The sequence below is a fragment of the Sporosarcina sp. P19 genome (assembly GCF_002743165.1).
Taxonomy (GTDB): Bacteria; Bacillota; Bacilli; order Bacillales_A; family Planococcaceae; genus Sporosarcina; species Sporosarcina ureae.
The window spans coordinates 40431-65511 of the sequence record NZ_PDYR01000012.1 but is presented as its reverse complement, the minus strand read 5'-3'; the positions used below and the strand labels follow the sequence as shown (position 1 = coordinate 65511).

The following is a 25081-nucleotide window of genomic DNA, read 5'->3' as shown; positions in this document are numbered from 1 at the left end:
TGGCTATTCTATGTCAAACTCTTTTTCACACCTCCTTTCAGTTAAATTAATACCTACTCACTAAATACTTCTTAATTTGTGTTTAGCACGATCTAAATGGTACGTGATTGCGCTTTCATATTCTCCGTTAGATAACCCTTGCAATATATCTGTATGTTCTATTATTACTTCTTCTCGTCTGGAAGGTCCTTTCAATACGATGTTTCCTATTCTTTTCATCATGTCATATATTTGCTCACTTAAAACTAAAAGTCTATTGTTTTCAGCATATTCGATTAGTCTTTTATGAAATTGAAAATCTAAGTTAGTGAACTCCAAGTCACTTTGTATTCTTGTATCAGTATGCATTTGATCAATTAGCTTTTGAAATACTTCTATTTTTTCATCAGTAATTGTTTTACTAACCTTTTTGGCAACTGCACATTCAAAAATACATCTTAGCTCGAAAAATTCATCAATATCCTTTTGAGTTAAAGGGCTTACATACACACCTTTGTTAGGTAGCGAGTAAACCCAACCTTCAGATTCTAAGATTTGTACCGCTTCACGAAATGGCGTTCCACTTACCCCGTAAAGTTCTAGCGCCATTTTTTGAGTTATAGAGACGTGATCTTTTAACACGCCATTTGTGATGTCTTCTTTCACTTTTAGATATACATCCTTCTTAAGAGTCTTTTGACTTCTCGGATACATCATTTTACTTGCTCCCCTTCATCACTTTTTAATAATATATACTATTTAGAAAATAAAGTCTATACATTGTATATAATACAGAATATTCTATTTATTTAAAAATATTTAGTATTTCTTTTCTAAGTACAACCTATTTTTTTCTTTTTTAGATTCAAACTAATAAAATAATCTGAATATACATTCTTGTCTGAAGGTGATAGTCTAATAAAGAATGTACTATTACATAGAAAAGAGTGGTCACATGAAAATCTTTAAAATTGCAGTCATTGCTGGAGACGGAATTGGTCCAGAAGTAATTGACGAAGGTATCAAAGTAATGAAGCGAGTTGCTGAACTGGACGGACGACTCACCTTCGAATTCACCTACTTCCCATGGGGATGCGAGTATTACTTGGAGAATGGACAAATGATGGCAAGTGACGGGATGGGGCAACTGTCGACGTTTGATGCGATCTATTTAGGTGCGGTAGGTTTCCCTGGAGTGCCTGATCATATTTCGTTATGGGATTTACTGTTGATCATTCGAAAGCAGTTTGATCAATATGTCAATATCCGACCGATTCAGTTGCTGAACGGTGCGCCTTGTCCAATAGAGAATGGGACAAAAGAGACGATTGATATGTTGTTTATTCGAGAGAATAGTGAAGGTGAATATGCGGGAGCCGGTGATTGGCTGTTTAAAGGTAAGCCGGAAGAAGTGGTATTGCAGACGGGAGTGTTCTCTCGTAAAGGAACGGAGCGGATCATTCGTTATGCATTTGAGACGGCTTCAGATCTTGGAAAGACATTGACTAGTATTAGTAAGGCCAATGCATTGAACTACTCGATGGTATTCTGGGATCAAGTGTTTGAAGAAGTGAGTCAAGAGTATCCACATGTGGAGACCGCTAGCTATTTGGTTGATGCGGCTGCGATGCTGATGATTAAAGATCCCGCAAGATTCGAAGTCGTTGTCACGTCCAATCTATTCGGTGATATTTTAACGGATCTAGGCGCAGCACTAGCTGGTGGAATGGGACTGGCTGCTGGGGCGAATATTAATCCTGAAAAGACGTACCCTTCTATGTTCGAACCGATTCACGGATCGGCTCCTGATATTGCAGGTCAACATATTGCCAATCCGTTAGCTGCAATTTGGTCAGCTAGCCAAATGTTCGACTTCTTCGGATTTGAAGACCTCGGTAAACTGTTGTTGAATTCAATCGAAGAGTTGTTAGTAACGCAAGCTGCATTGACTCCTGATTTAGGCGGTACTTCTTCTACTATAGAAGTTGGAGATGCGATAGTGGAATCAATTGAATCAAAATATGCTTAATGTCAAGATGCTCTCGTGGCTGTGTTTATTTTGTTTTTTGAACGAGAAAACTACATGCAAAAGAAGTTACAGCTCCTGTTTTTGAGATGTAACTTCTTTTTCGTAATGACACGATGCTATTTAGTAAATGGTAAGCTACCGAGCATATTACGTTCTACGAATGGAAATGGCTTCATCATGTGTTTCATTGATATACTTTGCAATTTCTTCTTGCTCTCCTGCCAATTCAGTCAGCGTCGCATTTAATTCTTCTACTGCCGCTGTACTCTGCTCCACTACCGCGGCAAACTCTACTGTCCGTTCACGAATTGTCAATGTGCGTCCTGTAATGATCTCAAATTCATGGATAAATGTAGCTAACTCGTTTTGCAATGCAGACATGACTTGATGTAACATGCCGAATGACGCACTGGATTCATCCGCCACACTGTTTTGCATCGTCAGTTGCTTCAAGCCTTCTTCTAATTTTCCAACGGCAATCGTATTCGTACTATTCAACTCCACTAAATTCGTATCAATTTTCTGAAGTGTCTCATCCGTCAATCTGGCCAATTTACGAATCTCATCCGCCACTACCGCAAAGCCTTTACCATGTTCGCCTGCACGCGCTGCTTCAACCGATGCATTTAACGCCAATAAATTTGTTTGCTCTGTAATTTGTTTAATCGAACTAGCAAATGCATTCGTCTCGTCAATTTTACTAGAAAGAATACCGAATGTATTATTCAAATCGGTAAAGAATTCGGCAAATGTATCGAGACTCTCTTTCAATCGATTCATTTGTACAGTTCCTGTCTTCGCCTTACTACCTGCATCGTTTGTTTTGTCCCCTAGTTCACCAAGCCCTGCCGAAATCTCTTGAATCGCTTCATGTGTTTGTTCCGCATTTTCCGCAATCTCCGCAATATGATCCGCCTGATGTTGGCTGCCTGAACTCACTTCATTGACCGCCTCTAACATTTCACGCTGAGAAGTAGTGGATCTGGCCGCATTCGTTTGAATAAATGCTAAATTAGACGTGATTTTCGTCACCGCCGTATCCAGCTCCTCAAACAGCACTTGTTCTTCTTCGGCATTCTGCGACGTCAGTGCGAGAAGCTCTTCTACGTGATGAAAGACACGGTCATTCTGTCTGACCAATAAAAACAAGCAAAGGGCTGTGAGAAAGTGCAATAGAAGTAAATTAGAACCGCTTCCAACAATAATTTCAGGCGATATGAAATATGTATTGTTCACGAGCAGTGCAAGTAAACTCAGTGCGTAGGCAAATCCAATAATACGCATTTTCCCATGAACGGCACCTAACACTAAAACCAGATAGATTACGCCAATCGTCCCTAGGTTAGCATTCGAGAATAGAATCAGACTCATCGCAATGCTGAAAGTTAAAAAGACTAAGATGTATGGAAATTGTTTCGCAATGAAAGTGGATGTATTCATAAATACGTAAAAAAGGATGGCCACGACAAATGGAATCGCAACCGATGTAATAATAATCGCCGACGACTGAAGAAGGATTTGAGCAAGGAGCCCAAGTCCCGCAGCCAGTCCAAAGCTAAGCGCCATAATTTTGTTTTTGTTCATCCAATCGGTGTGTTTTAGTTCTTCTATTTTCATCTTTCATTCTCCTTTGGAGGCGATAGCCTAGGAGGGTTATGGAATACCCTTATGTATAAGGTATCATTTTGAATTATCTAAATATATAGGTAGTTTGATTCAATTATATTTATATAATGTTTCAGTAGAAGAGGTGGCAAAGTTTTTTTCAATCCTACCACTTGGTTATCAACCTTTCGTACAACACCCCCAACTCGTCGTCCCCCATTTGCTCTACATAGCTCATCGAGTAATTCGAGCGCAAACAAATCACCAAGATCAGCACGCCGCGTTCTTCTTCGGTCATGCACCCACCTCCACCCGATACAACACACGCTCTCCTGCTTTCGCGTGCCCCACATACGCTGGGTACGTAATAATCTCTTTCTTATGTTCATACAAACATTCTTCGGCACCGGTTTCCGCAAAGGTCATGTAGTGGATCATCAGTCGATCGGCTCGTGTGATGTTGCGTTGTTGTTCGCGAAATAATTCTTCATGTAGTCGGTAGGCATCCAGTGAATGTTCTGCCAGATAAAAGGCGTACCAGTCATCAGGGCCGTCCATAACAAATAGATTTACTTTGCCGATATTCAAGTCGTTTTTCTCCATTAATCGCTTAATTTCCACTTCGTCGAATTCAATTGCTTGTAGTTTTTTACTGTCATCCTGAAATGTGACTTTGTCTTTCAGTAATGCCCAGTAGATGCTGTTGGCTAAGTGTGCTAAGTCCATTTCTAGTGCGTAGTCGAACATATCTTGAACGGTAATCATTTGTTTTCTCCCCTTTTGTAATAGTCTTTATCGAAGTCATATAGCTTGCCAGTTTCTTTGCTGTAGATGGTCGTAATCGTGCCGGTCGGTCCATTACGGTGTTTAGCAATTTCAATTTCCATTACATTCGTCGGTTCTTTATCTCTGTCGTAATAATCTTCACGATGGAGAAGCGCGATGACATCGGCGTCTTGTTCAATATTTCCTGAGTCACGCAAGTCACTCATGACGGGATGTTTGTCGTGCCGCGTTTCAGACGCTCTTGATAGTTGCGATAAGACGACGACAGGACAGTTGAACTCTTTTGCCATCGCTTTTAATTCATTGCTGATCTGTCCGATTGCTACCGTCTGATTGATTACTTGGCCTTCAGGTCGAATGATTTGTAAGTAATCGATGAATATAATCGGTCGTTTGGTCGGATTCGTTTTGATGATATTCCGTGCTTTTGCTTTAATTTTTCTAACGGTTAACGTGCTTTGATCGTCAATATGAATTCCCCCACCGTTCAAGTGATTCAGCGTGGGTGTCCACCGTTCTTTTTGTGGTTCGGTGAAATATTTATACGGATTGCGCATTCGTAAGCGATTGTATTCACCTGTTGCAGCGATCATTCGGTCAATCATCGATTTACGACTCATTTCAAGTGAGAAGATGATCGGCATATGTCCATCTTTGCTGGCTTGTAGTGCGAAATGGTTTAGCACGTCCGTCTTTCCCATGGATGGCCGAGCCGCGACGATGATGTATTCGCAGCTTTGGAAGCCGTTCAGGATTTTATCCAAATCGCTAAGTCCTGTTGAAATGCCAGGCTTTGTTTCATCCGGTCTGAACGGTCTTTCATATTGTGTGAGTAGGTGTTCCGTTAAAGTAGTCGCTTCTCTACCGCTACGGAGTTCTTCCAGTTCCCCTAAGGCATGCAGTACATCATCCGCGCTCCAATCATACTCAATCGCCTGCTGCAATATCCGTGCCGTTTCTTGCTTTTTCCATTGGTCGATGATCATCTCTTCGTATTCATCAAAACGTACGACATTCGCAAATCGTTTGAGCCCATATACGTAATTGATTCCTCCTAGATCGCTCGGTTCTCTTCCAGCCATAACGGTAATATAATCTACCGATTTTCCTTCCTGCGCCAATTCCCGCATGACCATGTAGATCATTTGATGAACGTGCCCCTGGAAGAATCTCGCTTGCATGTGACTATCGAGAATTAAATAATTTTCTTCAAACATCGCACCTAGTAAGCTTTTTTCAGCAAGTTCGTAACTCATATGCATTCTCTCCTTTTTCAAAATCTAATGTGGGTGACACATAGGCTTCCAATACGATTGATCGAACCATTTCAATTGGGGCTTCATTCAAATAGTTTTCAAATTTCTCTGCTTTAAATAATGTCGATGGTTGTAAGTAGTGACGAAATTGTGGGTGATGGAGCCATTGCGCCACCTTCGTATCGATCACTAGTTTGAAATCATCCAGTGTGTAGCCTTCTTCGATACGCTCATGGAGAAGATCCCTCGTCGTATTCGTATTGTCCTTGAATCGTTTGAAAGCTTTTTGGTTTAAATACTCAATGACAGAAGAAATAGTGGCGAGATCCTTCTCGCTATATCTTTTTTTCTTTGTAGTGTGTTTAAGTTCTTTGGTTATTGCTGGGAGCAAAACGTTCTCCTCAGACAGACGTTTTTGTTCGACTCTATCGACCATTTCTGTCCGCTCGAATGGTACAAATTCGCCGCACGTCTGTGACAGCTTTTCGTAATCAATTCGATACCATTTCGTGCGATCCATTGGCATTTTATTGTATTCTGAAGTAATGATTAGTTGGTCTTTTTCCAGTTTTTTTACTATCCTTTTCATCACATGAGCCTTCCAGCATGGGAATTCATGCGTCCACTCTTCATACGTGTTATACACCCATCGATGACCATCGTTGATATTTTTAGATATTTGCAATCGATAATGCAGTTGCTGTAGAAACAGCGCTTCATTCGTGCCTACTATTGCCGCAAACTGTGGTGAAAATGGTATTTTGATATCTTGGATTTTTCGTTTCATTGCTTTGCGCCTCCTGTTCAATCGCTTTATGATTTGTTCTTTCATTAGTCATATAGAAGAATTATTCAAAAAGGATACTGGTTTTTCATTTTTATTTTTATAAAGTTGAAAATTGCACACAAAAAAAGAAGTTACGGCTCGTGTTTTGAGCTGTAACTTCTTTTTTGTTATTATATTTTATTACACCAGAGTAAAGATAGCGCTTTCATTAATTCTGTCACGTATTTGCTAATCCTTCCAACTTATAAATCAAACTTGTTCGGCTATTGACTTCGTACTTCTCATACATATTTCGTAGATGTTTCTTTACAGTATTAATTGTGATCCATAACTGATCCGCAATCTCTTGGTTACTATATCCTTTAGTGACTAACTCGAAGATTTCTAATTCTCTATTGGAGAGATTCGCTTTGTGTGTAGTGACTGTATCGATCAAAATACTCTTCGTTTCAGCTTTTTGTGCGTTTAACGTATTCTTCACTACATGCTGCAGGTGTACGGAAAGTGTTTGTAGTATAGCTTTATCCCTCCGTGTGAAAGGCTCATCCCCTTTAAATCTCACAAAGCCAATACCGCCATATATGGTAGTGGATGTCGCAAAGTACATGACCATTTGATCGATTATTTGATGGCGTTCGAAAAACTGATTGTACAATGACTTGTCCAGTTCTCCAGGAGTGGTTACTTCTTTTATTCTATACACTGTTTCTTGAGTATCCCCTAGTTTAGATAAGTGCTTTTTAGGATGCATTACATCATTCGTGTAGTGAGTTTCCGTATAATCAAACATCATCTGTTCGTCGAAATTATAGAATTTCAGATTATGCATATTCCCTTGTGTATCCGCATGCCACAATAATGAGTGATGTAACGCAAATGACTTGGAGAGTGATGATTGTATTACATTGGAATCATAGTGAGTTTGATTGATTATATTAACAATACTTTGATAATCCTTCTTCGCTAAATTCATATAGTTTCCTCCTGTACTATAATAAATTGGTCAACAACTACATCGTGAAGTTCTTTGAAAATGAGTAGAAATGTTATCCTTTTGTGTAATTTACAATTATCTAATAATTTGGAATAATGAACACAACACCAATATTACAGAGGTTACGAGGAGGAAGTCAAATGAAGAAAACAGGATTTATTTACGATGAAAGCTATTTCTGGCATGATAATGGATCGGGTGCATTACATTTAGCATCCGGTGGCTATGTACAAAGCCATACGTACGGTGAAGATCCCGAAACAAAGAGACGCTTCAAAAACCTGATGGACATTTGCGGTTTGACTCCCCAACTGGAATCCATTGCTCCACAACGTGCATCTAGAGAAGATATTGAGTTATTCCACTTACCAAGTTATATTGATAAAGTTCAAGAGCTAAGTGCAGCAAACGGTGGCGATGCTGGTCAGATCGCTATTGTAGGTAGAGGCTCCTATGAAATTGCCCTCTTATCTGCTGGTGGGGCCATGACGGCTGTGGATTCTGTTATGGATGGCGATGTACAAAATGTTTATGCGTTAACTAGACCCCCTGGTCACCACGCGGAAGCGCAGGAAGGTATGGGATTCTGTTTATTTAATAATGTGGCAATTGCTGCAAAACATGCTAAAAGAAAGTATAATTTGGAACGCATACTCGTCCTCGATTGGGACGTGCATCATGGTAACGGTACCGAGCAAGCATTCTATGAAGATGACAATACATTGTTCATTTCACTCCATCAAGATCGTTTATTTCCCGCTGAACGCGGATTTGTAGAGCATACTGGTGAAGGAAAAGGAGAAGGGTATAACGTGAATATTCCGTTGCCAGCCGGTACAGGAAATGCTGGTTATATGAACGCGTTTGAAAAGATTGTAAGACCGATTGTTGATCAATTTAAGCCAGAGCTGATCATCGTATCTGCCGGACAAGATCCAAACTTCTTTGATCCGTTGGCACGCATGATGGTGACATCGGATGGTTTCAGACGATTTGCTAATTTCATGAAAGACCTTGCCGATAAGCATTGTGACGGTCGTTTAGTATTATGTCATGAAGGTGGATATAGTGCAGCTTACGTTCCATTCTGTTCATTAGCAATTGTAGAGGCTCTAAGCGGAATAAAAACCGATGTAGAAGATCCGTTCATGGAAGGTTTCGGTGTTCCAGTAGAGACACTATTCCCTCATGAAGAAGAGGCTGTTCAGGCTGTTATCCATCAGCAATCGAAGTATTGGAATTTCGATTAATCACAAGTAAACGCCTTCCCATCTTGACGATAGGGAGGCGCTTTTTTCATTCATCCTGTAATACATAAACTTACTTCTTCCCCGCAATAATTTCAAAAATAATATTCGCATGATCGGTATTATCTAACAAACCTGTAAAGCGCTCTTTAGACGGTCCATATGCATAAACAGGTACATCTTCACCTGTGTGTCCACCGGTTGTCCAACCCGTATAGGAGCGTGTGTCAACAATCTGCTTAATAGCCGTTTCAATATCACTCGCCTCTGTACCTGCCGTTTCGACTGCTTCAATTTCTTTCTGTTCTAACGGTAAACTTTCTTGGTCGATGTAGCGTACCAATGTCTCTTCTACATTGTTCCCGTTTGCGATTTCTTGAGAAATGAAGGCCGGAGTACGTTTCACTGCTTTGATTGCGTCAGCGGACCAATCATATACGCCATCCGCGCCTATGGAAAATCCTCCAGTTGAATGATCCGCAGTAGCAATGACTAATGTGTGCTCATCTTGTTCCGCAAATTCGATGGCTGTCTTGAATGCTTTCTCGAAGTCTTCCATTTCACTCATCGCCCCGACAATATCATTGTCATGTCCTGCCCAGTCGATTTGGCTTCCTTCCACCATGAGGAAAAATCCGTCTTCGTTTTTCTTCAATCGCTCAATTGCCGCTTCAGTCATTTCTTCCAGCGAAGGCGTTTCTGCTGGACGGTCGATCATTTTGGACATGCCGCCATCCGCGAACAATCCAAGTATTTTATCGTTCTTATTCTTCAATAATTCTTCTTTCGTCGTGACATATCCGTATCCATCCAGTTCGAATGAATGCGCATGGCTCAAGTCTTCTCTGACAAAGTGTTTTTTCCCGCCACCGAGAAGGACATCGATTGTATGCTCGCCATTGATGCGTTCATTGTAATAATCATCGGCAATCTCATCCATATTCTTTCTACTTTCATTATGGGCACCGTATGCTGCAGGAGTAGCATGTGTGATTTCAGATGTCGCGACGAGCCCAGTGGATTTCCCTGCCTTTTTTGCCGCTTCGAGAACGGTTTCCACGCGCTCTTTCTGTTTATCTACTGCAATTGCGTTATTGTATGTCTTGATACCTGACGACATAGCCGTTGCTGCGGACGCTGAATCTGTAATCGATTCCTCGTCATCATCAGGATACGTCATTTGTTGTCCTACTAGATATTGATCGAACGCTGTTAACTCTATCTCAGGGGTAGTCGGGTCATCTTTGAAGTACCGATAAGCGGATGTATAGGAACTTCCCATGCCGTCCCCAATCAAGAATATGACGTTCTTGATCTCCGGAGCGTCGTCCTGTTCCACTTCGTCAGCTGAACTCGCTGAATAATTACTAGTCCAGATGGCTCCACCAATTAATGCAGCGGATAGCGCTACTACGGGCACGATGGTCTTTCTCGTCTTCTTCAACAATAAACAACCTCCTGTATTTGTAATCAACTTCCACTCTACTAGAAGATTATTAATATACGGAGAAGGCTGTGTAAATGTTTTGTAAGGAAAGAGTTTTTTATAAATTGTTTTGTCGCTAATCTATTGGATTATAAGGTAGGTTGGAGTCACTTTTGTAACGATGTGAATAATTCTTCTATTAAAGAGCCGTTTTGTGTCGCGTCCTAGCGTAATTCTTATGACTGTACATCAGTTCCTGTATGATTTAATCTAGTCGATATATGCCCCCCGTTCACCGCTGCGAGCGTGTATTCTTTTGTATTTATCAATTTGTTCAAAATTGTAATAAATTTACATCTAACGCCGATTACAGATGGTTTAATCGACTATGACTATACAGGTTTTGTGGAGGTACTTCATTTTAATGCTTTGAGAAGATTTAAGACCAAGGCTTTGAATTATTAAATCCACTCGTCTCTCTCTTGTTTGTATTTCAATCGTTAGTCATATTATTTTTCATAAAAAAAGACGGTTCACAATGAGTTTTCAAGGTTAATACCTTTGTTTCTTTGTGAGCCACCTTTTGAATAATTATAAACTGTCAAAATTGTTCCACATCAAAAAAATATGCAAAAAATTATTATTAGAATGCCCATCTCTATTTTCGCAGAGGCGGTCGTGTATCATACGACTCTGTCTTAACCTTACTAACATCAATACCGGCAACCTTCCCTGCAAATGCAAATTCCTGACTCTCACTTACTGCACTATTTATTTGATGTACAGTTTCTTGATCTTCTGAAGCAATAGATTTATCTTCAAACTTTGTGTATTTCACTAATAATGCAAGTACAATCGGAATCAGAATTGCCGTTGTAACAGCCGAAGCTGCAACTTGAACAGTAGCTAGTGGTGCAACGCTCAAAAACGATGCATTGGCAGCGGCAATGACACCGGGTACCATGACCGCGTTTCCGGCAGTAGTTCCTTCAGCGGCTCCTACGATGGGATTCCACCCCAACGCTTTAAATACCAGGTAGGCTGCTCCTCCAGTGAATACGACTGTAACAACGCCAAGAAGAATGCCGCTCGCGCCACCTTTTACAACATCTGTTAAGTTGATGCCCATACCCAATGCGAATGATAGGAAAGGGATAATGATATCTGATCCTTTCACCAACATATCCCGCAATTCCATATCTGTATTACCGATGATGATTCCAATAACTAACGGTAGCAATACTGTAATGAAAGCAGTCGCAGAAAACATTCCTTCAACGAATCCCATGGCTCCGAATATTGATAAAGCTACCATAGTTAGAAGAGGTCCATCATTCAATACAAGTACAGAATAAGCAGCTTTATCTTCTTTATTACCATATTGTGAAGCTACTGCCATGTAGACAATTCCATTACTATTAGACATGGCTGCCATAATCGCAAGTGGAGCTAAACCGAGCCACAAACCATTTGGACCAGCCAGGAAATATGCTAGGAATGTAAAGACCCCGGCAACAAACCACTTTATTCCTAGAAGTGTAGCACCTTTTGCAACACTCACGCCAAAACTTTTAACGTTTAATTGGGCCCCCGCCGTCAATAGGTAGAGCGCTGCTAATACTGGGACAGAATCTACGAACAACGCTTGAGTAAAGCCGCCAATACGCAGAAGATTAGGGAAGAATGTGTTAATAACTGCTGCCAGAAGAAGAGGTACGACCATCATACCTCCAGGAATTCTCTCCAAGTTCTTTTTAATCATAAGTTTCGCCACCTTCTAATATCTAACTTTAATTTTTTTAGCTGCAATAAGGTTACTTATATACTTTCAGCAAGTCTCCAAATGGCGAATTCTTGATTTAGTTCATTCTCGGCTGCAGTCTTTTCCCCATTTGATACAGTTATGACTTTTTCAAAAATTTCTTTACCAATATCATTTATGCTATTGTTTTGGTCTATGATTTTACCTGCATTAATATCGATATGTTCGGACATGATCTCATAGACTTTAGGATTGGTACCGATTTTAATAACCGGAACGATTGGCGAGCCTGTCGGGGATCCTTTACCAGTAGAGAACAGCACTACCTGTGCACCACCTGCTGCTAATCCACATACAGACTCGACGTCATATCCAGGTGTGTCCATAAACACAAAACCTTTCTCAGTCGGTTTTCCTGCATATGAAATGACTTCTTTTAGAGGCGTGCCGCCCCCTTTCTTTATACAGCCAAGCGACTTTTCTTCAAGTGTAGTTAGCCCGCCTGCCATATTTCCTGGTGTTGGATTCGCGGAACGGATATCTTCCCCGGTCTGCTTTATTCGGTGCTCGTAAGTTCGAACAATATCCAAGAACTCTCTTCCCACTTCACGATTTATCGCATTGCTTGCTAAAATGTGCTCCGCTCCAATCGCTTCAGTAGTTTCTGCTAAGACGCTCGTACCACCCTCGCGGACAATCATATCGGAAAATGCCCCTATAGAAGGATTAGCTGTGATTCCGGACCATGCATCTGATCCACCGCACTCTAATCCAACAATTAGTTCAGTAATATCACATTGCTCACGAACTTCTTTTTTACTATTTTCTAAAGCCGTCAACAACCAGGATCTTCCTTCCTGCAGGATTTCCGGTATTTTCTGGTTCTTATTTAAACAAACTGTATGGACCGGCTTCCCTTTTTTCTTTAAAACCTTATAAATTTCTTGCGCTATTGGATCATTTTCTGTGCCTACTACCAGTGTAGCGCTTACATTAGAATGACCAGCAGTACCTACTAGCGTTCGTAATGTCTGTGTATGATCTTCCGGGAATTGAGCTACCCCTCCGTGATGAATAACTGGAATAACACCCGGAGTCAAATTGGCTATTTTCCTGGTAAGTGCACTCAATTCTCCTACTGTATTGATTACGATCACATGGTTTCTGACGCCAATACTGCCGTCAGGTCTGCGATATCCGCCGAATGTCTTCATGTTTGATCCCCCCGTATGCAAAAAATTATGATTCTAGTCTCCCATTACATGATTAATGATTTCCAATCTTTCGTTTTCATTTAGACCACGAACGTTATGTACATGGACATGAGAAGCTGTAGGAATCTCATTTGTTGCCTTGCCAATACACTCTCCATATTTTTTAATTTCCTCATTTTCGTTTATAACATGTAACGATATTTTATGACCGTAGGGAATTTCCTCCAAGGCAACCAGATTACTTTCGAAATTACTAATTAACACCACCTCACCTTCCCTAATCCGTTGTAACGCGACGGCCACATTATCTTTTGGGTCCAATTTTAAAGCGTTGTAACTAACTTCCATGCTGATCTCTCCCCTTCATCAGAACGTTGTGCCAATATGTGGGATTGCAAATTCCCCTAATTCATATTCTTCTAGTGCCGTTAGTTCCCCAGAGCTTACTTGAAGTAATTTTTCTAAGAGGGTAACTGTTTGCTTCTCTTCATTGCCTTGTGTTATATAAAAGTCCACATGATCACGATGAGTCTGACTCACATTACAGGGTGCTAGGCTTATGCAAGGGATAACGTTGGAAGTTGCTAGGATTCCTTCTTTTGAAATAATCAGCGCCACATTGCATCCCACCGAAACGAAGTTGGAAATAGTTTCAACGATATTGTCAGATGATTTCAAGAGATATAATCCTCTATCGGACGGTTTTTCGTTGATATCTAAAAGTTCTACCAAATTATTTGATTCAAATAGTTTCGCTTCATGCGCAGCAAGGCTCTTCTCTTCATCAGTAAATACTGAAAGCGCATAACTTTCGTCTTTTTCCCATCGACGGCGATTAAGACCTTCACTCAGTGTTTTCAGCATTTCCGCTGTACGCATATCTTTGGTTTTTGCAGCAAGAAGATTTCCACTCGGTTCAAGTGTTCTGGTCAGACTGCAAATAACCGTCGAATCGTTTTCTAATAGTTTATCGATTAAAGCGCTTACAACAGGAGTAGTTATTGCTAATGTCTGTTCGTCCATATCCGCTGTAATGATCCCAACTTTCAGCTTAGAAATTGGCAGTTCCGTTCTTTGCTCGTTAGTGATGTCTTTAGACCATTCGCTGGCAATTGCAACACCTTTAGCAACTGTATTAGTCCCACCCGCCATTTGCTGAATGCTAAATCCATCAATGGGCTTAACTTTAGGTATAGCTGCTAATAAACCAGTCACTTGATTGGTTTCACAACCTAAGCCTATTAATAGATTACTGTGGAAGTTTGGATTTTCTGCAACACCTGATAACATACTTTTTGTGACGTTGAAATCATCGCCTAATTGTGCACAACCATTAGAGTGAACAATCGGTACCGCGCAATCAACCTTACTCGCAATTTCATTTGTCACAGTACTTGAGCAAATAACGGAGCTGATAATCCCTATATTATTTCTAGTTCCCGCTGAACCATCGCTTCTCATATAACCTTTAAAAGAATATCCCATAGCCACCTTCACCTTTCTTCCTGCTATAATAGATAGAAGGAATTAGTAAATGATCCTGGTGAAAATAGTTACCAGGATCATCTACCGTATTTACTGTTTCATCCGCATCGATTATTTTGGATGTTAATTAGAAACATTTGAAGTATTCACTTTGGCAATACCAAGTCCCTCAGCACCTAATTCTGAAGTCTTCGCTTCAGGGCAGTAGCGCTTAATCATTTGAATACCAATAGAGGCTCTTCTAACACGCTCTTTGACCAATGAATTATTCAGAGCCTCAAACTGCTGACCAGAAGGATACACATCTGGATGATTACGTAGACCAAACTTAATATATACAGGTGCAAGAACGCGAATGATTTCTGGAATCTCATAATAACGAAGGAATCCTCCCAAATTATCCGGTGCTTCGATGTACAGATCAATTGGAATATCAATTGCCTGACGAATAGACGCCAGCTTTGATAAAGTCAAAGCCGTTGGTACATTATACGTATCAGCTCCAATATCTTGCATTAATTTTACGGATACAGGATTTGCCGAGCCGATTTGAACAGAAGCTTTTACAACGAAGTCCTCTGGCAATTGTCCTGCCTTTTTCATTTCCTTCGTCAAAAGCACTAGTCCTTCATCTGCTACAAGTGCACCGCGCAATCCTAAATCTGCACCGCGCTTAAGATCTTCCATCGCATAAACAAGCTGATCTGCACCTTCATGGCGATTACCTATCGATTTCCCCCCCGAAGTGAAAGGTTGCGCACTGATATCCCATGTGCCACGTGGACCTACAAACAAGCTAAGTTCAATTCCACGCTCAGCAGTAAGTTCGCACATCTCTTTGATTTCTTCATCTGTTTGAAGCATTATACCGCTTCCTTGAGAAATTCTATGAACTGTAATCCCAAGACGGTCGAGTTCTTTTAAAGTCTCTTTTAAGGCAACAGGACCTTCAGTACTTGGTAGTTCGATTCTATACTGCGCCCCATCTGGGAAGCGCTTCGTGGATGTCGGTAATTCCTTTGAATCAGTGGACGGATAACCTAGACTTTCTAATAACTTCCGGGATTCATTCATCATAGTATATACCTTCCTTTATGGATAATTTAGGTTCTTTTACTTTTATGCCTTAATAAATACTGTCTTGATCTCCGTGTAAAACTCTTGTGCTGCTTCTCCTTGTTCGCGTGACCCATAGCCCGAGCCTTTCATCCCACCAAATGGTGCTTGTAGTTCCACGCCTGCACTTTCAGCATTGATTCGAACCAGACCGACTTCAATTTCATCGATGAACTCCATGAGTGAACCTATATTGGACGTGAAGATGGAAGCGCTCAGCCCAAATTTCGTATCATTTGCAATCTTGATTGCCTCCTCCACGTCGCTCGCCTCAATCAATGCGATAACTGGACCAAAAATTTCTTCTTGTGCAATTCGCATATCTGCCTTGACATTGTCAAAAATTGCAGGTGTTAGATAGAATCCGTTATCGAATTCATCACCGCTTAGAACTTCTCCGCCAGCAATCAATGTCGCACCTTCCGACTTACCGATTTCAATATAGTCTTTTACTGTATCGAATTGGCTCTGACTAGCACATGGTCCCATCCAGATTTCGTCATTTAATCCATTTCCCACTGTAATTTTTTCTGTTTCAGCTAGCAATTTCTTTTTGAATACGTCATAGATAGCGCTTTCTACAACGACCTTACTAGTGGCAGTGCATTTTTGCCCCGTCGAACGGAAAGCCCCGCTAATTACTGCTTCTACCGCATTATCAAGATCCGCATCTTTGGCAACTATAACGGGGTTTTTTCCACCCATTTCAATTTGGTATTTCACGCCACTTTCTGCAGCCCATTTAGCTACTGATTTCCCTATATTTTCTGATCCTGTGAAAGTAATCGCGTTCAAAGATGAATGCTCAATCATCCCTTGTCCAATAACTGATCCAGAACCTACGATGAAGTTTAAGACACCTTTAGGTAGTCCTGCTTTTGCAAAACATTCGATAATCTTGGCAGCAGTAACTGAAGCTTCTGTCGCTGGTTTGAACACAACAGTATTTCCATAAACAAGAGCAGGTGCCAATTTCCAAATCGGAATAGCTACTGGGAAATTCCAAGGAGTAATGATCCCTACTACGCCAGTTGGTACGCGCCTTGTGAACATTAACGCATCTTTGTCAGAAGCAGGAATGACATCCCCATTCTTTCTCATACCTTCTCCTGCATAGTATCTTAGGATTGCAACACCACGAGCTGTTTCACCTTTTGCTTCTGGAAGTGTTTTCCCCATCTCCCTAGTAGCAGTTTCTGCGATATCGTCGATATTCTGCTCGATGATATCTGCTACTTTAAACAAAAACTGCCCTCTTGCATGTTGACCAATTTTTCTCCATGCACTCTTAGCATCCTCGGCAGCTTTGAATGCCTTGTCCAAATCTTCTTGAGTTGATTTCTGTACATAGCCTACAACCTCGTTCTTATTCATAGGGCTAATACTCTCTAGTACTTCATTCGACTGTGATGAAACCCATTCATTGTTGATAAAGTTCTTGAACGTTGCACTATTATTTTTAGTAACCATTTCTATTCCTCCAGTAGTTGTATAGTTATAGTATTGCAGCTTCCTTTGATACTTCTTGATATCCGGCTAGTTTCGATAAATTGGCCGCAAGTTTGATAATCTCTTCTTTTGCTGCCTCAAATTTATCTTCCCAGCTATTTGTGGGCATCGTAAAGCTAATACCTGCAATAATTTGTTTTTCAAAATTATAGATAGGCGCAGCAACACAGTGAAAGCCTAAAGCAGACTCTTGATTCTCAACCGCATAGCCTTTCGTTTTTGCTAACGATACCTTGCTACAAAGTTCTTCAATATTAGACGTTGTAAATTCAGTCTTTTTATCCCACGTCTTAACAGGGAAAAGATCTTCTATTTCTTCTACCGTATGATTAATTAATTGAACTTTTCCTACGGCAGATGCATAAGCTGGGAAACGCATACCTGGCTCCGTAACAAGCTGAACCCTTGTCTTCGCCTCTACCTTTCCTAAGTACACAACATCATTACCTTCAAGCGTACCCAATTGAATATGTTCTTGAATATTGGACACAGCCTCTTGTGCTTCTTTATAGAAGCTCTGTATCAAATTGAACTGACTCAAATACATTGAATTAAAAGTACCAAGGGTTGGACCTAGATTATAACTGTCTTTAGTAGTCTTGATGATCCAGCCTAACGTTTCTAACGTGTTCAGTAAGGAATAAAGAGAACTTTTATTTATCTCTAGCCTTTTCGATAAATCTATCAATCGTAATTCGTTTGGATGCTTACTGATTTCTCTTAGTATCAAATCTGCTCTTTCGATAGCAGGTACCCAGTATTTCTTGCTCAATTTGATAACCGCCTTTCTGGTTTTTTATAGAGAACCTAGTTCTTTATATAAAACCCTAAAACAACCTTATCATAAACGAACTAAAGTTACAATGATTACTTTTTATAAATTCAGAACATTTAACTCATTCAACTATATTGTTGTTATAACGGATGATCTTGGGAAGCGAGATACCTCATAAATCCACGCGAATCGAATTTATTTACACGCAGTATTGTTATTCACTCTTTTCTTTCCGGTCAAAAACTCATACATATCTTCTTCAATTTCAATGCCTTCTACTTTTGCCTTCATCTGATTCTCAATCGATCTTTCTCCAGGAACGTATACTTTAGTGTGCCCAGGGGCTGGCTCACATGCATGCAGTTCTTCTACAAACTGCTTCATCATACCGAGGAAGTATTCTTGGCCAACAAAGAATTCCGGATTGATTGCTAGGAAAAACTGACCTAACCCTCTATTTTCCTTTAAATCCCCGTACATTGGCTTAATATGCTTACCAAATTGCCCTCCTGATAAAATACCAGAGAGAACGTCTACAAGGATAGCAAGACCGTAGCCTTTTGCTCCGCCCATGGGCTGCAAAGCTTTAACTTTGGCTGGATCATCTGTTGGAACACCGTGTTCATCAAGTCCCCAATCCATAGGAATCTTATTTCCTCGTTCCTTTTCAATCATGACTTTTCCGAATGCCACGTGACTCGTAGACATATCTAGTACAATCGGACGGTCTTCATGTGGAATACCTACCGCCAGCGGGTTAGCCCCAAGAAATGCAGATCTAGCTCCATATGGTGCTACGAGAGCATCCGCCTGTGCGAAAGTGATACCAATCACTCCTTCCCTAGCTGCCTGATCTGCATAGTAGCCGAGCGCTCCGGAATGACTTGAATTAGAAGCTATAGATACACCAATGCCCTTTTCTTTAGAAATAGATATCGCTTCATTCATAGCTATTTTTGCGACGGCATGTCCTAACCCATTATCACCGTCCACTTTAACGATTACATCATTCACTGCTTCTATAGTAATTCGGGCATCCTTATTAATGCCGCCTTTTTGTATTCTGTCAATATAATGCTGTAACCTCATAATTCCATGGGATTTCACACCACGTTTATCAGCAAAAGCCAACACATCTGCAACAATACTTGCATGCTCAAGTGATATGCCACTCTCAACTAAACATTCAGCTATAAGTTGTTCCAATTGTTCCGACTTAATTTTTAAAGTTGCCATAAAAAGCTCCCCTCTTCAAAATTAAAAGAGATATCTATGATAAAATAAATATCTCTTTTTATATTTTTCACACCACTTGATATGTGGGTACTGATCCTTCCAAGGCTTCGACAATGTTCCTAGCAGTCTTAGTACGCAACTCCTCCACTGCCTCAACTGAGTAAAAAGCACTATGCGGCGTAATATAGACATTGGAAAATCCCAATAATTCATGCCCCTCTGGTACAGGTTCAATCTCTACAACGTCAAGTGCTGCTCCCGCAATTTTACCGCTACGCAAACCTTGGATTAATGCCTCTGTCTCAATAATCGGACCTCTGGCTGTATTTAGTATGAAGACACCATCTTTTAAATCATTAACATTACCGAGATTAATCAAGTGATGTGTGTCTTTTACAAGCGGAACATGAAGTGAAATAACATCAGATTGTGTTAACGCTTCATCAAGCTCTACTTTCTTTACATTATATTTCGCCATTTCCTCTGCTGAAACAAACGGATCATATCCTACCAATGTGAAGCCTAAAGGTTGGACTTTCTCAATTACACGCCTAGGAATCTTGCCGAAACCGATCACTGCAAATATGCGATTTTTGAATCGATAAACAGGCGGACTAATACTGAAATCCCAATTCCCGTTCTTTACCGCATTATTTAATTCCACGATCTTTCTTGACCAAGACATCAAAAGTGCCAACGCATGATTTGAAACCTCTTCGATTCCATAGTCCGGAACATTGCAAACTGCGATACCCTTCTGTTTAGCTACCTCAAGATCAATCGTATCCACACCCACTCCGTATCTCGATATGACTTTACAATTCGTTAACTCATTCAGAACCTTAGCGTTTAGTGGAGCGTATTGATTTATGATAGCATCTGCATCTTTAGCTGCTTCAATCACCTCTTGTTCTGTGCGGCACTGAGCTTTGACAAAATTGATATCAAGACCGCTTTCCTTAAATACTTTTTCTTCATAATTCAATTTGTCAAATTCATAATCAGTTATTACTACTTTAAAAGCCATAATAATCTTCACTCCTTATTGGATATCTTTCATAACATATAGTGAATATCTATCAGATTGAAAATCGCTCCAGTCGATATTAATTCTCATTTCGAACATACTCTGAAATAATAGACTTGATAGTATCAGATAAATAAGCTTCACTATTTATAAATGGTTTTCGATAACCAATTGGCTGATTCACAAACCAACGTTCATGTACAGCCAATTTCATCGTTAGGTAGAAGGAAGGGTGCAAGCTATAAATTTCCATCAACTTGCAGATTAGTATTTGATGTTTCTTTACTTCAGAGAAGTCTTCTTTTTGTATAGCTTCATATAAATTCAATGAAACTTCGGGCAGAAAGACTGAAGATCCATTAATACTTCCTGAGGCTCCATACAGTTGGGCATCTAATAGATGCTCATCAAAAGCACTGTACACATGGAAATTGTTCACTTTTTTGGCTACTTCGTCAATTACAGTCCGAATACGAGTCATGCTTGCTACGGTTTCCTTTATACCTCGAATATTCTGTACACTTTCCGCAAGTTGTTTTACGACTTCCACCGGAATCTCTTGGCCTGTCAGTTGTGGAATGTTGTATAAGTACAGGTCTATGGACAATGAGCCTGCAACTTCATAAAAGTACGTGTACATTTGCTCATCCGACATATTCCAATAGTATGGATTCACAACAAGCACTCCGTCAGCACCTAACTCTTGAACGAGTTTTGACAATTCAATTGTTTCTTCCATTACTGTTCCGCCTGTCCCCACTAAAACAGTAATACGATTGTCGATATATGGAATAATCTCCTTCAGATAACGCTGCTTTTCCTCCAGTGAAAAGTGAGGAAATTCCCCAGAGCTTCCTAATAACACTACACCATGCACTCCGTGGCTAATTAATTTATCTATCGCTGTTTTATTCTTCTCAATATCAATTTGACCTAATTCGTCCAGTAACGTCACAACGGGAGGAATGATTCCCCTCATAGGCTTACCACCTCTCCTAGTAATGAATCAAAATCATTTGCTCTTGAGCTTTGACACTGTTCCGTAAGATACCAATCTTTTCACTTGAGATTTCAATCGTGTCTCCATCCTGTAAAGTAAAATCGTTTGGCGGTACAATACAAGTACCTGTCATCAACGCTGTTCCTTCCAAGATATCGTTGTCATAGACTAAATAGTGAACCAGTTCATCAAGCTTCCGCTTTAATTGATTGACATAAGCAGTACCCTCGAATTTCAATTCATTATTCCTGTAAATTTTACACGTGATATCTATCGAATAAGGATCTTCGATTCCTTCAGGCATTAAAATCGCGGGACCTATTGAACCCGAATTCTTCCACACTTTAGCTTGGGGTAAATAGAGAGGATTTTCCCCTTCAATATCTCTGCAACTCATATCATTACCCAATGTATAACCGATAATATCCTCTTTCTTGCCTACAATCAGAGTCAGTTCAGGCTCAGGGATCTGCCAATTCGAATCACTTCTGATATAGACATCACTATTCGGTCCAATGATTCTGCGCGCTGTGGACTTAAAAAAGATTTCGGGACGTTTGGCGTCGTACACTAGATCATAGAACGTCAGATCCTTCTCATCTTCTTTCTTTGTTTCAAAGTTTCTTGCTTCTCTGCTCTTTTGATAAGTTACACCTGCCGCCCATACTTCGTCGGGTATAGTAGGCAATGTCAGTTCTAAATCGTCGAATGACAAGTCGGTTTTTTGAATATTCCCATCCTTTAGATATTGATTCGCCGTTCGATTCGACTCTTGCAATTTATAATAGAAGTCCGTATAGTTTTCTTCTTGGATTATATATACCTCTTCTTGTGATGTAACTAATGCTGTATGAATCTCTCCATTTTGACGAAATTTAATGTATCTCATATTAGCTCTCCTTAGTAGATAAATTTGCACCTAATTCTTCTGAAATGCTATCCGCACATACTTTTAATAACTTTAAATATTCATTTTCTTTTTCTTTTGTAAAGTTACTTTTTGGTGAAGATACGCTTACTGCTGCTACTACATCATACTTATGATCATAAATTGGCATAGCGAAACAAATGATTCCATACTCATTTTCTTCATCATCCACCGCATATCCTTGCTTCTTAACCTTGGCTAGCTCTGTCATATAATCTGTGTGGCTTTGTATGGAATTTTCAGTTGCTTGAATGAATTCATAACCTTCTAATAGCTCTGTAAGGGTGTCTTTCGGCAAATACGCAACCAATACCTTGCCTACCGCACTACAGTGTAGCGGAACTTTCTTTCCGATTCTTGAATAAATGACCAACGTATTGTTACCGTTAATTTTATCGATATAGATAGCTTCTTGATCTAATCGCTTCACCAAGTGGACTGTTTCATTTGTAGCTCTATTTAACGCATCTAAATGACGGGATGAAACTTCCTTTAGACTTAGTTGACTAAGTAATAGGTTTCCACGCTCATATAGTTTCCACCCTAACGAATAATCTGCAGTTTGTTCATTTTGTGTGATATACCCATGTTCCTTTAAGGTCTTCAATAAAGCATGTACTGTACTTTTATTCAGTTCCAGTTTCGCGCTAATTTCCTTTATACTAAGTTCTTTATTCACTTCATCAAAGACTTCCAAAATTTTAATTGCCCTTACTACAGATTGAACAAGACTCATCTATCTCACCTTTTCATTGCTTATTAGCAACTATTACACGTAGGTTTCATCTGCTTCTTCATAGACCTGGATTGGAACTACACCTTTAGAAGCATCTGTATGTCCTACCATTCGATTTACCGCTGCCACTAACTTCTGACGTCGTTTCATATTGGTTAATCGTTCTTCGAATAGTTGCTTTCGAGTCTCATTATCTTTGATATTCTCTTCATATACAACTTGAGAATCGAGTTCTTTCACTAAGTCAATATAGTGTTTTCGCAATTGAAGATGCAAGATATCACCAGTTTGTAGATAACCAATTCCACCGCCGTCCATCGCTTCAGGTGTCATATGTCCAATGGCAGCACCGTACGTGACCCCTGAATAACGTCCATCACTGATAACAGTACAGATTCTCTTTAACGTGCGACTTGCATTAATATGTTGCATCGGTGTAAACATTTCAGGCATACCAAATGCGAGAGGTCCTTGTCCCGCAATGACGAGTGCAATCTTTAATATGCTTCTTTTTGTCATCTCTTCGAATAGCGCATTATAATCAAGCTCTTTCAGCTCTTCATATTCGTCTGAAGCATTGTATTTAATTACAGACAATAACTTTTCATAGCTGAACAGTTTATTATCTCTCATATTATCAATCAATTTGGAATCTAAGAGACTTTGATTTGCATGATCTTCATTATCGAAGAACAATACGAAAGCCATCTTATCGTCAAACTGATTTAGTTGAGGAGTTGGCATTCCACTAATTTTTACAACTGCGCTCTCGAAGAAATTCCCACGGAGTACATCTACCCCACTGAATAGTCTTTTAGGATTACTAACAATGACAGCATTTTCTTTAATATTATCAGCTGGCAAACTTTCACTGTATTCTAGTCGGTCTCTCCACGATGTACCCGTTACAGTCAACGTATCCTGATCCATATCCACACCGTTATTCAATAACTCATAAAATAACGTTTCCATGCCACGGCTCGTATCGTCACAGCACTGCATCGCTAATGAGAAAATATCTCTTCCCTCTGTTAATGAATAATTAAAGAGGTCAGGTATAGGTTGTTCCTTGAGGATCTTTTCGATATCAAAAAGTGTAAACTCATAACCTGCATAAATCATGGCAGCTACCATATGCATCATTAAGTTTGTAGAACCACCGGATGCACTATGAATGCGTACAGCATTTCTAATATTGGATTTCACCAGTCGTGACACACCAAATTCAGGTTTATTAATCATGGTAGCCATCGCATCGATTGCTTCATTGACCTGTTGCTGATTCGGCGGTTGTGTCAATAACTCCAATGCCGGATGTACAAGCCCCATACCAGCAACCAGGTGGCGCGAACTGTTTCCTGTACCATTGAATGCACAAACTCCACCTTTTGTATCGCAAGTGGCAGCGGCTAAACGAATTTCGAGATATTTATGCTCTTTTTCTGTAATGATTCCTCTTTCAACCGCTCTCTCGAATACTCCTTGGAAAGAAGTGTTGGAAGAGCATTGGAGAATATAGTTCATGGTGTCCCGTAAGTCTTCGGCAATCTCCTCATGATTCATTTCAATTGCCTTGTCATATACAGCATTCAGCTTTTTAAGAACATCTTCAGGAATAGTACCACCTTGTAGAACGTGTGCAGGTGCAAATGTTGCAAAAAATGGCGCATCACCTCTAAATTGTCTAAGTCGATCTAGATGGGCTAGGCCACTAACAACGCCAAGAGGCTGTTTATCGCATCCTTGGATGACGAATGCTGCATGATAACTATGCGCTTCGAGCTGATTAACAATCATCTGAGCAACAGCATTTCTACTTTGCAATGAGTAACTCATACCTTGATTGGATTGAGCAGTACCATCGCACATGACCGGGGTTGAAAAGTAAAATGGAACACCACCGTTTTGCCAGATCCTGATAGCCGCGCGTGAGGAGGTCATATAGTCCATAATATGAGCTGGATGATCAGCAGAACCCCCTATAATTGCGATTCGAGGAGCATCTTGTTCCAATCTTAGTACGACATTCTCTAACGACCAATCCGGTGTACCTCCTTCATAAAGAGGACCTAGGATTTTCTTGGCGTTGTCCAAAAGACCTGCGACTGTTATTGGTTCATTCGCTTTTCCTTGTACGTTTTCTTTGTAGGGATTTATTCTGCTACGCATTTGAGGAAACAACAT

23 protein-coding genes are annotated in these 25081 nt (G+C 40.2%); 2 read left to right on the top strand and 21 right to left on the bottom strand.

Annotated elements, in window-relative coordinates; translation table 11 throughout:
* Positions 1-60: 60 nt before the first annotated feature.
* A complete protein-coding gene (locus CSV74_RS12725) occupies positions 61-693 on the bottom strand; it encodes a GntR family transcriptional regulator (RefSeq protein WP_255408343.1) in 633 nt (210 codons plus the stop codon).
* 241 nt (positions 694-934) lie between these two features.
* On the opposite strand from CSV74_RS12725, the gene CSV74_RS12720 reads away from it, so the two are divergent.
* Complete coding sequence (locus tag CSV74_RS12720) at positions 935-2008, top strand: tartrate dehydrogenase (RefSeq protein ID WP_099691933.1); 1074 nt, start codon at positions 935-937, stop codon at positions 2006-2008.
* 147 nt (positions 2009-2155) lie between these two features.
* On the opposite strand, the gene CSV74_RS12715 is transcribed toward CSV74_RS12720, so the two are convergent.
* From CSV74_RS12715 to CSV74_RS12695, 6 genes are all read right to left on the bottom strand, one after another.
* On the bottom strand, positions 2156-3625 hold the full coding sequence (locus tag CSV74_RS12715) for a methyl-accepting chemotaxis protein (protein ID WP_099691932.1): 1470 nt from the start codon (positions 3623-3625) through the stop codon (positions 2156-2158).
* Positions 3626-3779: 154 nt separating this feature from the next.
* Positions 3780-3911 (bottom strand): hypothetical protein, encoded by a 132-nt coding sequence (locus CSV74_RS17055; RefSeq protein ID WP_255408342.1) that lies wholly within the window; start codon positions 3909-3911, stop codon positions 3780-3782.
* Positions 3908-4378: a hypothetical protein gene (locus CSV74_RS12710; protein ID WP_099691931.1), complete on the bottom strand. Its 471-nt coding sequence runs from the start codon at positions 4376-4378 to the stop codon at positions 3908-3910. The genes CSV74_RS17055 and CSV74_RS12710 overlap by 4 nt, the downstream gene beginning before the upstream one ends.
* Entirely contained in the window at positions 4375-5655 is a 1281-nt protein-coding gene (locus CSV74_RS12705) for a replicative DNA helicase (protein ID WP_158231799.1), read from the bottom strand. The genes CSV74_RS12710 and CSV74_RS12705 overlap by 4 nt, the downstream gene beginning before the upstream one ends.
* Positions 5636-6442: a conserved phage C-terminal domain-containing protein gene (locus CSV74_RS12700; protein WP_158231798.1), complete on the bottom strand. Its 807-nt coding sequence runs from the start codon at positions 6440-6442 to the stop codon at positions 5636-5638. Before CSV74_RS12700 ends, CSV74_RS12705 begins: the two co-directional genes overlap by 20 nt.
* Positions 6443-6659: 217 nt before the next feature.
* On the bottom strand, positions 6660-7415 hold the full coding sequence (locus CSV74_RS12695; protein WP_099691928.1) for a helix-turn-helix transcriptional regulator: 756 nt from the start codon (positions 7413-7415) through the stop codon (positions 6660-6662).
* Positions 7416-7576: 161 nt separating this feature from the next.
* Here CSV74_RS12695 and CSV74_RS12690 point away from each other — a divergent pair, with 161 nt between their 5' ends.
* Positions 7577-8686, top strand: coding sequence for a class II histone deacetylase (locus tag CSV74_RS12690; protein ID WP_099691927.1), 1110 nt, complete (start codon positions 7577-7579; stop codon positions 8684-8686).
* Positions 8687-8756: 70 nt separating this feature from the next.
* Here CSV74_RS12690 and CSV74_RS12685 read toward each other — a convergent pair whose 3' ends face one another.
* The 14 genes from CSV74_RS12685 to CSV74_RS12620 all read right to left on the bottom strand — a co-directional run bounded on the left by CSV74_RS12685 (position 8757) and on the right by CSV74_RS12620 (position 25081).
* A complete protein-coding gene (locus CSV74_RS12685; RefSeq protein WP_369823721.1) occupies positions 8757-10130 on the bottom strand; it encodes an alkaline phosphatase in 1374 nt (457 codons plus the stop codon).
* Positions 10131-10767: 637 nt separating this feature from the next.
* The gene (locus CSV74_RS12680; RefSeq protein WP_081657952.1) at positions 10768-11871 is read right to left on the bottom strand and encodes a 2-keto-3-deoxygluconate permease; all 1104 of its coding nucleotides are present in this window, start codon (positions 11869-11871) and stop codon (positions 10768-10770) included.
* Between the two features lie 56 nt (positions 11872-11927).
* Positions 11928-13085, bottom strand: a complete 1158-nt coding sequence (locus CSV74_RS12675; RefSeq protein WP_099691926.1) for a UxaA family hydrolase — start codon at positions 13083-13085, stop codon at positions 11928-11930.
* Positions 13086-13118: 33 nt separating this feature from the next.
* Entirely contained in the window at positions 13119-13433 is a 315-nt protein-coding gene (locus CSV74_RS12670) for a UxaA family hydrolase (protein WP_029054793.1), read from the bottom strand.
* An 18-nt stretch (positions 13434-13451) separates the two neighbouring features.
* Positions 13452-14570, bottom strand: a complete 1119-nt coding sequence (locus CSV74_RS12665) for a UxaA family hydrolase (RefSeq protein WP_099691925.1) — start codon at positions 14568-14570, stop codon at positions 13452-13454.
* A gap of 123 nt (positions 14571-14693) precedes the next feature.
* Positions 14694-15644 (bottom strand): U32 family peptidase, encoded by a 951-nt coding sequence (locus CSV74_RS12660; RefSeq protein WP_099691995.1) that lies wholly within the window; start codon positions 15642-15644, stop codon positions 14694-14696.
* 45 nt (positions 15645-15689) lie between these two features.
* The gene (gene gucD / locus CSV74_RS12655; protein ID WP_233190927.1) at positions 15690-17162 is read right to left on the bottom strand and encodes an alpha-ketoglutaric semialdehyde dehydrogenase GucD; all 1473 of its coding nucleotides are present in this window, start codon (positions 17160-17162) and stop codon (positions 15690-15692) included.
* Positions 17163-17181: 19 nt separating this feature from the next.
* Complete coding sequence (locus CSV74_RS12650; protein WP_029054797.1) at positions 17182-17967, bottom strand: IclR family transcriptional regulator; 786 nt, start codon at positions 17965-17967, stop codon at positions 17182-17184.
* 198 nt (positions 17968-18165) lie between these two features.
* Positions 18166-19206, bottom strand: coding sequence for an ureidoglycolate dehydrogenase (gene allD / locus CSV74_RS12645; RefSeq protein WP_099691923.1), 1041 nt, complete (start codon positions 19204-19206; stop codon positions 18166-18168).
* A gap of 67 nt (positions 19207-19273) precedes the next feature.
* Positions 19274-20233, bottom strand: coding sequence for a C-terminal binding protein (locus tag CSV74_RS12640; protein ID WP_029054799.1), 960 nt, complete (start codon positions 20231-20233; stop codon positions 19274-19276).
* A gap of 79 nt (positions 20234-20312) precedes the next feature.
* Positions 20313-21212, bottom strand: a complete 900-nt coding sequence (locus tag CSV74_RS12635) for a dihydrodipicolinate synthase family protein (RefSeq protein WP_029054800.1) — start codon at positions 21210-21212, stop codon at positions 20313-20315.
* Between the two features lie 16 nt (positions 21213-21228).
* Complete coding sequence (locus CSV74_RS12630) at positions 21229-22122, bottom strand: fumarylacetoacetate hydrolase family protein (protein ID WP_099691922.1); 894 nt, start codon at positions 22120-22122, stop codon at positions 21229-21231.
* Between the two features lies 1 nt (position 22123).
* Positions 22124-22897 (bottom strand): IclR family transcriptional regulator, encoded by a 774-nt coding sequence (locus CSV74_RS12625; protein WP_099691921.1) that lies wholly within the window; start codon positions 22895-22897, stop codon positions 22124-22126.
* Between the two features lie 33 nt (positions 22898-22930).
* The gene (locus tag CSV74_RS12620; RefSeq protein ID WP_369823720.1) at positions 22931-25081 is read right to left on the bottom strand and encodes a dihydroxy-acid dehydratase domain-containing protein; all 2151 of its coding nucleotides are present in this window, start codon (positions 25079-25081) and stop codon (positions 22931-22933) included.